The organism is Chromobacterium sp. ASV23 (genome assembly GCF_016428945.1).
GTDB lineage: Bacteria > Pseudomonadota > Gammaproteobacteria > Burkholderiales > Chromobacteriaceae > Chromobacterium > Chromobacterium sinusclupearum.
On the sequence record NZ_JAELTR010000025.1, the window covers coordinates 21,466 to 33,490 of the forward strand.

Here is a 12,025-nt window from a genome sequence, read left to right on the forward strand (position 1 = left end):
CAACGATTAGGCAGCTTGGTGTAGACTCTCAAACTGTCGATTTTATCACGAGCCGCCGGGTAAGCGCCCGGATTTGATCACACACCTTATATATGACCAGCCTCCTGCTCGTTTTGACCCTGTTTCTGATCCTGTCCTATGGCGCCTTCACCTGGCATTACCTGGCCAACTGGAAGGGCGTGGCCCGCTGGCCGCGCAATCCGCGCATGGAGCACAGCCTGCTGGGCGTGCTGCTGCTGGTGCAGGCCGTGGTGGTGGTGACGCCGCTCAGCGTCAGCGGCGGATTGTCGCTGGGCGTCGGCCACGCCTTGAGCGTGATGGTGTGGATCATGCTGCTGATCTATTGGACCTGCAGCTTCTTCTACAAGGTGGAAGGGCTGCAGTTGTTCATGATGCCGCTGGCGATGGGCGCGCTGGCTTTCGCCGTCGCCTTCCCGGGCCGCCACATGGTCAGCGATCTGTCCAATCCGGCCTTTGTGCTGCATATTCTGGTGTCCATGCTGGCCTACAGCCTGTTCGCCATCGGCGCGCTGATCGCGGTGTTGATGCTACTGCTGGAGCGCGCGCTGCATCACCGCAGGGTGTCGCTGCTGGCCAAGCAGCTGCCGCCGTTGCTGACGCTGGAAACCATGATGTTCCAGGTGATCGCCGTCGGTTTTCTGCTGTTGACGGTGACCTTGCTGACCGGGGTGGTGTTTTCGGAAGAGGTTTTCGGCAAGGCCGCGGCGCTGACGCACAAGACGGTGTTCGGCGTGCTGTCGTGGCTGATCTTTGCCGGATTGCTGATAGGCCGGCGCCTGAAAGGCTGGCGCGGCCGAGTGGCGATACGCTGGGCCTTGGCCGGCTTCCTGTCCTTGATGCTGGCATACGTGGGCAGCAAAGTGGTCTTAGAATTGATCCTGCAGCGCGCATAAGCTGCATGTCATGGAATCAAGACCCATTTGCAAGACACCTTCCATCAAGGAGTTCGCCATGAAGAAGTGGTTTGCTGTGTTGGCCAGCCTGTTGCTGTCGTGCAATTTCGCCTGGGCGGCCGTCAATCTGAATACCGCCACGCCCCAGCAACTGGAGGCTTTGAACGGCATCGGCCCGGCCAAAGCCAAGGCCATTGTCGATTACCGCACCAAGAACGGGCCGTTCAAGACGGTGGATGATCTGAAAAAAGTCTCCGGCATCGGCGACAAGACGTTGGACAAGCTGCGCAAGGATTTGGTGGTCGGCGGCGCCGCGCCTGCGGCCAAGCCGGCGGCGAAACCGGCGGCGAAACCGGCCGCGAAATAGCGCTGGTTTCCGCGTCTTGGGCGCGGCGGCTTGCATGGGAACTGCCATCCGGCAACGGTTGGCGGTTTTTGCATGTATGGTGCTGCGCCTGCTGGCTGAATTGTGTTGTAAAAAATTCACAACAGAGCAGGGATGTTGTTTCTTAACCGCACAACTTGATGCATTGCGCTTACGTGAATGGCTTTCCTATCAAGAGTTTGCGGATGATGATGTTGTTTTTTTGGTAATTTTGCAGGCCCTGAATCGGTTGATCTTTGTTTTTTCGCAACGCCAGTCTTATATTGGCAACAGCGACCGGCGGAATATACCGTCGGCACATAAATGTCCGGGCCAGCGGCCTAAGCCGATGAGTCAACAGGACAAAATCAACTGACTTGAAAGGATCTGCAATGAACAAGAAGCTCATCGCTTTGGCACTGGCCGCCCTGCCAGCCGCCGCCATGGCGGATGTGACCATCTACGGTACCATCGCCGGCGGCATTGAGTCCCTTAAAACCTACAATGCCAATACCACTTCATTTAATGGCAACTTGCAAGCCGGTTCCTTGCAATCTCGCACCGAAGTCAATGACTGGGTTTCCAAGATTGGCTTCAAGGGCTCTGAGGATGTCGGCAATGGTCTGAAGGCGATTTGGCAGGTGGAAAGCCGCTTAAATGTCGACGGCAGTGCCACTACGGGCAGTGGTTCCGGTACGCTGGCTACCCGGGACAGTTTTGTTGGCTTCGCTGGCGATAGCTGGGGGAAGGTGCGCCTTGGTAAGCTGTCAGACTATGCCAACTCGGACATGGAACAGGTTGACCCAGGTCACTACAGTAACAATGGTGGTGTAGGAAATTCTGCCCCTAGCGTTGGTGGCTTGGCAATGTTTACCCGTATCGATGGGCGTCACAACAACGCAGTCCGCTATGATAGCGCCAACTGGGGTGGTTTCAGCTTTTCTGCTCTGTGGGCGGCTGATGAGGCGCGTGAAAAGGTGCCGGCCAATACAGGCTCCACAACCAACAACCAGTTCTTCAACTTGGGTTTGAGCTACGAAAACTCCGGCTTCTTCGGTAAGTACAACTACGGAACTTGGGGTGACGCAGACAAATTGGGCACCCTGAGCGACTGGCACCGCTTTGAAGGTGGCTACAACGCTAATAATATTTATCTTGCGTTTGGTTTCCAGCAAGCCACTGGTTATCTTGACGTCACAACGGGTAAGAATTCTGCTGGTGTGAATGTTGTAACCGCGATTTCGGACCCTGGTGTGTTCTACAACATAAATCAGCTCTCTGCTAACGCTGCTGGTTTCAATAGCGACAATGCAGGTGCTGGTAGTCTCGCAAGCGGTCTGTATAAGGCACGTTCGCGTGAAATCGCGCTGACCGGTGGTTACACCTTTGGTGCTTTGACCCCTTATTTGAGCTACGCTAAGGGATATAATGTGAATGTCTCTGGTTATGGCGATCTGACTAATACTGGTTACGACCAGTGGGTGTTGGGTCTGGATTATGCCTTGTCCAAGCGTACCGAGATTTACACTTCTTACGGCCATGTGAATTGGAAGACTCAAGGCGCGCAAAACGAAAGTTCCTTCGGCTTGGGCGTCATCCACAACTTCTAAGCCAAACATCATTCAGGCTTGTAAAAAGGACTGCTTCGGCAGTCCTTTTTTATGTTCTGGCGGGTTTTTCCTGAGCTGCTCAGGCAGACTGATGATTTGTTCTGGGGCTTCCGCCGATTATGCATATAATATCGTCACCACCCGCAGCGGATAGCGGCGCAAAAGTCAGAACTGGATCAATTTCTATATGGAAGCTACGGCAGGGATTTCCGGCCTCGGACGGGCCTTGGTTCAGCATAATATGCTGTTGCAGCAGGATGCGGAGGCGATTCAAAAGCACGCTGCCGCCTCGCATATCAGCTTTGTCGAACAGCTGATACTCAGCAAGAAGATGAGCGCCCGCGATGCGGCCGTTTTTGCTTCCCGCGTTTTTGGTTACCCGCTGCTGGATATGGCGGCGCTGGATACCGAGCAATTGCCCAAGGGGCTGGTGGACGATGAGCTGATAACCAGCCGGCGCCTGCTGCCTTTGCTGAAGCGCGGCAACAAATTGTATATCGGTACCTCCGATCCGACCCAGACCTCCGCCTATCATGCGATCACCTTCAAGACCGGCTTGACGGTGGAAATCGTGGTGGTAGAGGACGACAAGCTGTCCAAGCTGGTGGGGCGTTATCAGGACAGCCCGGCGGCGGCCTTGAAGGAACTGGAAGGCGAGGACTTCGGCGATTTGGAGTTTGGCGATCCGGACGCGCCATCCGAAGCCAGTCCGCAAATGGAGGTGGATGACGCGCCGGTGGTCAAGTTCATCCACAAGATGCTGCTGGACGGCATAGGTGTGGGCGCGTCGGACATCCACTTCGAACCTTATGAAAAGTACTATCGCATCCGCTACCGGGTGGACGGGGTGCTGAAGGAGGTGGCGCAGCCGCCGCTGATCCTGAAGGAAAAGATCGCCTCGCGCATCAAGGTGATCTCCAAGCTCGATATCTCCGAGAAACGCGTGCCGCAGGACGGTCGGCTGAAACTGGTCATTTCCAAGACGCGCGCCATCGACTTCCGCGTCAGCACGCTGCCCACGCTGTATGGCGAAAAGATCGTGATGCGGATTCTGGATTCCTCGTCGGCATCATTGGACATTGAACAGTTAGGCTTCGAACCGGAGCAGAAGCAACAACTGCTGGACACCATCGCGCGGCCCTATGGCATGGTGCTGGTGACCGGGCCGACCGGCAGCGGCAAGACCGTGTCGTTGTATACCTGTCTGAATATCCTGAACAAGCCGGATACCAATATTTCCACCGCGGAGGACCCGGTGGAAATCAACCTGCCGGGCATCAATCAGGTCAACGTCAACGAGAAGGCCGGGCTGACCTTCGCTTCCGCCCTGCGCGCCTTCCTGCGGCAGGACCCGGACGTGCTGATGGTGGGCGAAATCCGCGATTTCGAAACCGCCGACATCGCCATCAAGGCCGCGCAGACCGGTCATATGGTATTTTCCACGCTGCACACCAATAACGCGCCCGCCACGCTGACCCGCCTGCTGAATATGGGGGTGGCGCCGTTCAATATCGCCAGCTCGGTGTTGCTCATCATGGCGCAGCGGCTGGCGCGTCGGCTATGCGCGCATTGCAAGAAGCCGCTGGAAATTCCGGAAGAAGCGCTGCTGCGCGCGGGTTTTGCCAAGGCCGAGCTGGACGGCAGCTGGCAACCCTACGGCCCGGTCGGTTGCGAAGAGTGCCGTAACACCGGCTACAAGGGGCGGGTGGGGATTTATGAAGTGATGCCGATCAGCGACGCCATGACGCGCTTGATCATGAAGAACGGCACGGCGGTCGATATCGCCGATCTGGCGAAGAAAGAGGGCATGCTGAACCTGCGGCAGTCAGGCTTGCTGAAGGTGAAGCGCGGCGTCACTTCGCTGGCGGAAATCGAAGCGGTCACCAACGACTGAGCAGGCGAAAAGCGGCACGGCGCATGGCGTGGTCCCGAAGTGAACAAGGAAGGTTGGAGTGATGGCGACGACGGCAACAAAAAAAGCGAATCCGGGACATATCTGGGAGTGGGAGGGCAAGGACAAGACCGGCCGCGCCATCCGCGGCGAGTTGCGTGCCGAGTCGGAAAACGTCGCCAAGATGCAATTGCGCCGCCAGGGCATCAGCGTGGTGAAAATCCGCAAACGCCGCGCCGGTTTCGGCCGCAAGATCACGGAAAGAGACATTACCCTGTTCACCCGCCAGCTGTGCACCATGATGCGCGCCGGCGTGCCGCTGCTGCAGGCTTTCGACATTGCCGCCAAGGGGCACAGCAACCCCGCGGTGACGCGCATGCTGCTGGAGGTGCGGGCCGACGTGGAGACCGGGATGTCGCTGGCGGAGGCGTTCCGCAAGCGGCCGCTGCATTTCGACAAGCTGTTCTGCAACATCATCGCCGCGGGCGAAGCCGGCGGCGTGCTGGATTCGCTGCTGGACAAACTGGCCACCTATAAGGAAAAGGTAATGGCCATCAAGTCCAAGATCAAATCGGCGCTGATTTATCCATCAGCCATCGTCGGCACCGCTTTCGTCATCACGGCGGTGATCATGATCTACGTGATTCCGGCGTTCAAGGACCTGTTTTCCAGTTTCGGCGCCAATCTGCCGGCGCCGACGCTGTTCGTGATCTGGCTGTCTGATTTGTTCGTCCGCTTCTGGTGGCTGATCTTCGGTTCCATTTTTGGCGGGCTGTTTGCTTTCTTCTATGCATTCAAGCGCACGCCCAAACTGCAGGAGCAGATGGACCGCATTCTGCTGAAATTGCCGGTGATCGGCGACATCATCCGCAAAGCCACCATCGCGCGCTGGGCGCGCACGCTGTCGACGCTGTTCACCGCCGGGGTGCCGCTGGTCGAGGCGCTGGACTCCGTCGGCGGGGCCGCCGGCAACCAGGTATATGCGGAGGCGACGCGCCGCATCCAGGCCGACGTCAATACCGGCTCCAGCCTCAGTTTCTCCATGCAGCGAACCGATCTTTTCCCGAATATGGTGCTGCAGATGACCGCCATTGGCGAGGAGTCCGGCTCGCTGGACCAGATGCTCGATAAGGTGGCTGATTTCTATGAAGAGGAGGTGGACAACGCGGTGGCGGCATTGTCCAGCCTGCTTGAACCCGCCATCATGGTGATTCTGGGGGTATTGATCGGGGGCTTGGTGATCGCGATGTACATGCCGATTTTCAAAATGGGTCAGGTGGTGGGTTGATGTTGCAGGATATGGCGTGGTTGCTGGCGACCCACCCGGCTTATCTGCTGGGTGTGGCCGTAGTGTTTGGGTTGATGGTGGGCAGTTTTCTGAATGTGGTGATTCACCGCATGCCGCGGATGCTGGAGAACGAATTCCTGGCAGACAGCGTGGGCTATCTGGCCGAGTGCGACCGCTTTCCCGCATTGAAATTGGCGGCGCAAGGCGCGATGGGGGAGCTGACGGAGGCTCAGGGCTATAATCTGTGGCGGCCCGCTTCGCATTGCCCATCTTGCGGCGCGGCAGTGCGGGCCTGGCAGAACATCCCGCTGTTGAGCTATGCGCTGCTGGGCGGCCGTTGCGCCGCTTGCCGCGCCGGCATCAGTTTGCGTTATCCCCTGGTGGAGTTGCTGTGCGGCGTCTTGTTTGGTTTTCTCGCCTGGAAACTGGGCTGGGGCTGGCCGCTGTTTGGCGCGATGGCGCTGACCGCCGCCTTGCTGGCTTTGACTTTCATCGATCTCGATACCCAGCTGCTGCCTGACAGCCTGACGCTGCCGCTGTTGTGGGCCGGCCTGTTGTTCAATCTGCATGGCGGCATGGTGCCGCTGGCCGACGCCGTGCTGGGCGCGGCCTGCGGCTACCTGGCGCTGTGGCTGGTGTATCAGCTGTTCAAGTTGGCTACCGGCCGCGAGGGCATGGGGTATGGCGATTTCAAGCTGCTGGCTGCGCTGGGCGCCTGGCTAGGCTGGGGCATGCTGCCCTTGATTATTCTGCTGTCGTCGCTGGTCGGCGCGGTTTGCGGCCTGGCAATGATGGCCGCCTCGCGCGTCGGCCGCGGGCAGCCGATTCCGTTTGGGCCCTATCTTGCCGCAGCCGGCTGGATCGCGCTGGTGTGGGGGCCGCAGATCGTCGAGGGGTATCTGGCATGGCTATCCCGGTAGTGGGGCTGACCGGCGGCATCGGTTCCGGCAAGAGCGCGGCGGCGGACCGTTTTGCCGAGCTGGGCGTGCCGGTGATCGACACCGACCAGATCGCCCATCAGTTGACCGGCCCGGGCGGCGCGGCGATGGCGGCGATCGCACAGGCGTTCGGCCCGCAGGCGCTGACAGCCGATGGCGCCTTGGATCGTGCAGCGATGCGACAAAAAGTCTTCTCGAATCCCGATAGCAAGCATCAATTGGAAGCGATTCTGCATCCGGCCATCTATGACGAAAGTGTGCGCAGGCTGCAGGCGGCGCAGGGCGAGTACGCGGTGCTGGTGGTGCCGCTGCTGTTTGAAAATGAGCGCTATCTGCCACTCTTGGCGCGCACGCTGGTGGTGGATTGCGACGAGCATACCCAGATTGAGCGGGTTATGCGGCGCAATGGTTTTGCCGAACCGGCGGTGCGGGCGATCATGGCGGCGCAGTTGCCGCGGGAGGAGCGGCTGCGCCGCGCGGACGATGTCATCGACAATAACAGCGGCTTGGCAGAATTGAGGCTTCAAGTTGATGCCAAACACGGTTATTATCTGGCAAATCTTGTCAATGCAATGTTTTGAGGCTTGATGCAAGCCGTGGAGAAGGGCAGATCTGCCGTGATCAGTTTTGAATTTCCTGTCACCGAGCGCACCCGTATTCTGCTGCGTCTGGAATATCTGTACGGGCGGCTGGCCTACTTCGTCGGCAAGGATCATCCACATGACCATCATGCCGCGCTGCTGGTTCTGTTTGAACTGATGGAAACCGCTTCGCGCGCAGACCTGAAGGCCGATCTGCTGCAGGAGCTGGAGCGGCAGAAGCAGATGCTGGAGGCCTTGCGCGAGAATCCCAATGTGGCCGAAGAGACGCTGGAAGGCGTGCTGGAGGAGATCGAGCGCGCGTCCGGCAAGTTGCTGGCCTTGACCGGCAAGTTTGGCCAGAACTTGCGCGAAAACGAGTGGCTGATGGCGATCAAGCAGCGCGCCGGCATCCCCGGTGGCACCTGTCAGTTCGATCTGCCTTCTTATCATTTGTGGCAGCAGAAGCCGGCCGAGGAGCGTCGCCATGACATGCAGCGCTGGTCCGCGCCGCTGATGCCGACGGCCGACGCGTCCGACATCCTGCTGCGGCTGCTGCGAGACAGCGGCAAGACGCACCATTATGTGGCGCGCCGCGGCGCGTTCCAGCAGATGTCCGGCGGCAAGGTGGTGCAGCTGATCCGCGTCGCCTACGACGACACGCTGGCGCTGCTGCCGGAATTGTCCGCCAATAAATACGCGCTCAACATCCGTTTCGTCGGCGCGGTGACCGGCGAGGCCCGGCCCCGCCAGACCGAGCAGGATGTCGAGTTTTATCTGACCAATTGCAAGTTCTGAGTTTCATGGCTGAATCCATCCGCATTGTCGCCTGCCCCACCTGCCGCGCCGAAGTGCGCTGGGAGGCGCAGAGCCGTTACCGCCCATTTTGCAGCGAGCGCTGCCGTTTGATCGACCTGGGGCAGTGGGCCAGCGAGAATTATCGCGTGCCGGCAGAAGAGGAAACGCCGCCGGGCGAGTTGCCGCCGGCCGCGCACTGAGCGCCGCCAGGCCTTAGGCATGAAAAAACCGCCAGGACTCGACCTGGCGGTTTTGCTTTGGGGCAGGCGATCAGGCGCGGGCGGCCAGCGCGGCGCCGGAGGCAAAATAGTTTTTCACGCCGCTGAAGATGGCATTGGCCATCTGTTGCTGGAACTCGGCGGTGATCAGCCGCTGTTCCTCTTCCGGATTGGAAATGAAAGCCGTTTCCACCAGGATGGACGGGATGTCTGGCGCCTTCAGCACGGCGAAGCCGGCTTGCTCCACCGCGTTCTTGTGCAGCTTGTTCAGGCCGCCGAGCTGGCCCAGCACCGTCTTGCCCAGTTTCAGACTGTCGTTGATGGTGGCGGTTTGGGTCAGGTCCAGCAGGGTATGCGCCAGATATTTGTCCTTGCTGCCGATCTTGACGCCGCCTATCAGGTCGGAGTCGTTCTGCGTCTGCGCCAGCGCCTTGGCGAAGGCGCTGGTGGCGCCTTTTTCCGACAGCGCGAACACCGAGGAGCCGCGTGCGGCGCGGTTGGGCGCGGCGTCGGCGTGGATGGAGACAAACAGGTCGGCATTCAGCTTCCTGGCCTTGGCCACGCGCACGCCCAGCGGGATGAACACGTCGTCGCTGCGCGTCATATAGGCTTTCATATTCGGCTCGGCGTCGATCAATTGTTTCAGCTGATGGCCGATCTTCAGCACCACGTCCTTCTCGCGGTTGCCTTGCAGGCCTATGGCGCCGGGGTCCTCGCCGCCGTGGCCCGGATCCAGCATCACGACGATGGGGCGGTCGCTGTTCTTGGACTTGGGCTTGATCTGCGTGGGCGGCTGCTCCAGCTTGCCCTTGTTGTAATCCTGCAAGAGCGCCAGCAAAGGATCATCCTGCACGCCGCTGGCCGGATACAGGTCCACCACCAGTCTATGCTTGTATTCCGCCACCGGGGCCAGCGTGAAAGCCTGCGGCTTGACGTCGGTCTTCAGTTCCAGCACCAGCCGCACCGTATCCGGGTCGAACTGGCCGGCGCGGGCGTTGGCGATGAATGGGTCGGCCTTGGTGATCTGGCCGCTGATGTCCTTCAGCACCCCGTTCAACTGCACGCCCTGCAGATCGATGACCAGCCGGCTTGGATTGGCCAGGGTGAACTGCTTGTACTGGATGGCGCTGCCGGATTCCAGCGTGATGCGGGTGTAAGTGCTCGAAGGCCAGATGCGCAGGGCGACGATCTGGTTGTCGGCTGCCAGCCCCGTACGGCTGACGGCAAGCAGAAAGGTAGCGGCCGCGACGCCTAGCAATGCGCGGCGGTTTGGGTCGAAAGTCGAATCAGGCATGACTGTCCGGTTGGTGTCTGAGCTTGGAATTGGTAAGTGCGACCATCGCCGGCGACGGCAAGTTCCAGCACGATGTCGGCTGCGGGCAATAGATCGTCGGCTTTGTCTGGCCACTCCACCAGGCATAGGCTATCAGGACCGAAATATTCGCTGAAGCCGGCGTCGTTCCACTCTTCCGGGTCAGCGAAGCGGTAAAGGTCAAAATGATGGATACTATATTCGGACAGCGGATAGCTTTCCACCAGCGTATAGGTGGGACTTTTCACCTTGCCCTGGTGCCCGAGCGCGGCCAGCAGGCCGCGGGTAAACGTGGTTTTGCCGGCGCCCAGGTCGCCCTGCAGGTGAACGGTGAGGCCGGGGCGGGCCGCGGCGGCGAAAGCGGCGCCCAGCATCAGCGTGGCGCGTTCGTCCGGCAGGCTGCCGGCCACAACGCTGGTATCATCCATCGCCATGACTGAGAATCCTCCTCAAAAACCGGATTATCCCGAATTGTCGCGCCAAATCAAAGCCTGGGCGCGCGAAGCCGGCTTTGCCGATGCCCGGATCACCCGCGCGGCGCTGCCGGCAGAGGCCGAGCGCGAACTCGAGGCCTGGTTGGCGGCCGGCTACCACGGCGAGATGGACTACATGGCCCGCCACGGCGCCTTGCGGGTCCGTCCCGCCGAACTGGTGCCGGGCACCTTGTCCGTCATCTCGCTGCGCATGAACTACTGGCCGGAGGCGAAGCCGGCCGAACAGGTGCTGGCCGATCCGTCGCTCGCCTATTTGTCGCGTTACGCGCTGGGTCGCGACTACCACAAGGTGCTGCGCAACCGCTTGCAAAAGCTTGCCGAGCGCATCGAAGGCGCTATCGGCGCCTTCGGCTACCGCGTATTCACCGACAGCGCGCCGCTGGCCGAAGTGGCGCTGGCGGCGCAGGCCGGCTTGGGTTGGCGCGGCAAGCACACATTATTATTGACCAAGAAGCAGGGGTCGCTGTTTTTCCTGGGCGAAATCCTGACCGATCTGCCGCTGCCGCCGGACGAGGCGGAGGATGGGCATTGCGGTCGTTGCACTCGTTGCCTGGATGTCTGTCCCACCGGCGCCATTGTCGAACCGTACAAGGTGGATGCGCGGCGCTGCATTTCCTACCTGACTATAGAACTGAAAGGCGCGATTCCGCATGAATTGCGTCCGCTGATCGGCAACCGGGTGTATGGCTGCGACGATTGCCAGTTGTTCTGTCCGTGGAATCGTTTCGGAGCTTTATCAGAAGAGTCTGATTTTGCGGTGCGTCATGGTTTGGATCGCGCCAGTCTGGTAGAACTGTTCGACTGGAGCGCGGAGGCATTCCGCGAGCGGATGGCCGGCAGCCCGATCTACCGCATCGGTTATCACAAGTGGCTGTCGAATCTGGCGGTCGGGCTGGGCAATGCGCCCACCAGCCCCGAAGTCATCGCCGCCTTGCAGCGGCGTCTGGATTTTCCCGACGAGCTGGTGGCCGAGCCGGTGCGCTGGGCCCTGGCTCGGCATGGCGTCAGTTCTGGCGATTAGCCGCGCGAAGGCGCAATCACCAAGGATTCGCCTTCCAGCACCACATGATCGCCAACGCGGCATTCGGTGGTCAGTCGCACCCGTTTCTTTTCCGGGATCAATTCTGCGACGGTGACGCGGGTGATCACGGTCTGTCCGATGCGGACCGGCGCCTTGAAACGGGTGGACTGCGACAGGTAGATGGTGCCGTAGCCGGGCAGGCGGGTGCCGATCACGCCAGAGATCAGGCTGGCGGTCAGCATGCCGTGGGCGATGCGGGTCTCGAACGGCGTGGACGCCGCGTAAATCTGATCCAGATGCACGGGATTGTTGTCGCCGCTGACGGCGGAGAACAACAGCACGTCGGCCTCGGTGACGGTTTTGCCGGATTCGGCGCTTTGTCCCACGACGAGGTCTTCGAAATAGACGGTCATGACAGCTCCACGGTTTATGACAAGGAAATGCTGCAATGCACAGCCGCATTGTGACAGCTTCGCCTTGAAATGCAAACCCGCGGGAAATGACGTACTATCGACGCCGAGTTGCATTTTCACCACGCTTGGGGTGTCGGCATACAAACCAAACGCTCGTTTGAAATTTGCTTGGGGCATAATCAGACT

At 60.0% G+C, this 12,025-nt stretch carries 14 protein-coding genes; 11 read left to right on the top strand and 3 right to left on the bottom strand.

Annotated elements, in window-relative coordinates:
- Positions 1 to 92 precede the first annotated feature (92 nt).
- The 10 genes from JHD59_RS11795 (at position 93) to yacG (ending at position 8,581) form a co-directional block, all read left to right on the top strand.
- Complete coding sequence (locus JHD59_RS11795; protein WP_103316481.1) at positions 93 to 914, top strand: inner membrane protein YpjD; 822 nt, start codon at positions 93 to 95, stop codon at positions 912 to 914.
- Between the two features lie 58 nt (positions 915 to 972).
- Positions 973 to 1,281: a ComEA family DNA-binding protein gene (locus JHD59_RS11800; protein WP_199154386.1), complete on the top strand. Its 309-nt coding sequence runs from the start codon at positions 973 to 975 to the stop codon at positions 1,279 to 1,281.
- A 34-nt stretch (positions 1,282 to 1,315) separates the two neighbouring features.
- On the top strand, positions 1,316 to 1,654 hold the full coding sequence (locus JHD59_RS11805; protein WP_146042035.1) for a hypothetical protein: 339 nt from the start codon (positions 1,316 to 1,318) through the stop codon (positions 1,652 to 1,654).
- 16 nt (positions 1,655 to 1,670) lie between these two features.
- The gene (locus JHD59_RS11810; RefSeq protein WP_199154387.1) at positions 1,671 to 2,888 is read left to right on the top strand and encodes a porin; all 1,218 of its coding nucleotides are present in this window, start codon (positions 1,671 to 1,673) and stop codon (positions 2,886 to 2,888) included.
- A gap of 187 nt (positions 2,889 to 3,075) precedes the next feature.
- A complete protein-coding gene (gene pilB / locus JHD59_RS11815; protein ID WP_199154388.1) occupies positions 3,076 to 4,782 on the top strand; it encodes a type IV-A pilus assembly ATPase PilB in 1,707 nt (568 codons plus the stop codon).
- A gap of 61 nt (positions 4,783 to 4,843) precedes the next feature.
- Positions 4,844 to 6,067, top strand: coding sequence for a type II secretion system F family protein (locus JHD59_RS11820; protein ID WP_199154389.1), 1,224 nt, complete (start codon positions 4,844 to 4,846; stop codon positions 6,065 to 6,067).
- A complete protein-coding gene (locus tag JHD59_RS11825) occupies positions 6,067 to 6,987 on the top strand; it encodes an A24 family peptidase (RefSeq protein WP_199154390.1) in 921 nt (306 codons plus the stop codon). Before JHD59_RS11820 ends, JHD59_RS11825 begins: the two co-directional genes overlap by 1 nt.
- Positions 6,987 to 7,586 (top strand): dephospho-CoA kinase, encoded by a 600-nt coding sequence (coaE, locus tag JHD59_RS11830; RefSeq protein ID WP_368671578.1) that lies wholly within the window; start codon positions 6,987 to 6,989, stop codon positions 7,584 to 7,586. Before JHD59_RS11825 ends, coaE begins: the two co-directional genes overlap by 1 nt.
- Positions 7,587 to 7,622: 36 nt before the next feature.
- Positions 7,623 to 8,381, top strand: a complete 759-nt coding sequence (zapD, locus tag JHD59_RS11835; RefSeq protein WP_199154391.1) for a cell division protein ZapD — start codon at positions 7,623 to 7,625, stop codon at positions 8,379 to 8,381.
- A gap of 5 nt (positions 8,382 to 8,386) precedes the next feature.
- Entirely contained in the window at positions 8,387 to 8,581 is a 195-nt protein-coding gene (gene yacG / locus JHD59_RS11840) for a DNA gyrase inhibitor YacG (protein ID WP_103316495.1), read from the top strand.
- Positions 8,582 to 8,651: 70 nt separating this feature from the next.
- Here yacG and JHD59_RS11845 read toward each other — a convergent pair whose 3' ends face one another.
- Together JHD59_RS11845 and tsaE are read right to left on the bottom strand one after the other, a co-directional pair.
- Positions 8,652 to 9,893 (bottom strand): N-acetylmuramoyl-L-alanine amidase, encoded by a 1,242-nt coding sequence (locus JHD59_RS11845; protein ID WP_199154392.1) that lies wholly within the window; start codon positions 9,891 to 9,893, stop codon positions 8,652 to 8,654.
- Positions 9,851 to 10,345 carry a tRNA (adenosine(37)-N6)-threonylcarbamoyltransferase complex ATPase subunit type 1 TsaE gene (tsaE, locus tag JHD59_RS11850; protein WP_199154393.1) on the bottom strand — a complete coding sequence of 165 codons (495 nt, stop codon included), beginning with the start codon at positions 10,343 to 10,345 and terminating at the stop codon, positions 9,851 to 9,853. The genes JHD59_RS11845 and tsaE overlap by 43 nt, the downstream gene beginning before the upstream one ends.
- Here tsaE and queG point away from each other — a divergent pair.
- Complete coding sequence (gene queG / locus JHD59_RS11855; RefSeq protein WP_199154394.1) at positions 10,344 to 11,426, top strand: tRNA epoxyqueuosine(34) reductase QueG; 1,083 nt, start codon at positions 10,344 to 10,346, stop codon at positions 11,424 to 11,426. The genes tsaE and queG overlap by 2 nt on opposite strands.
- Here the strand turns inward: queG and JHD59_RS11860 are convergent.
- Positions 11,423 to 11,839, bottom strand: coding sequence for a MaoC family dehydratase (locus JHD59_RS11860; RefSeq protein ID WP_043621896.1), 417 nt, complete (start codon positions 11,837 to 11,839; stop codon positions 11,423 to 11,425). The two genes, queG and JHD59_RS11860, sit on opposite strands and share 4 nt — an antisense overlap.
- Positions 11,840 to 12,025 lie beyond the last annotated feature (186 nt).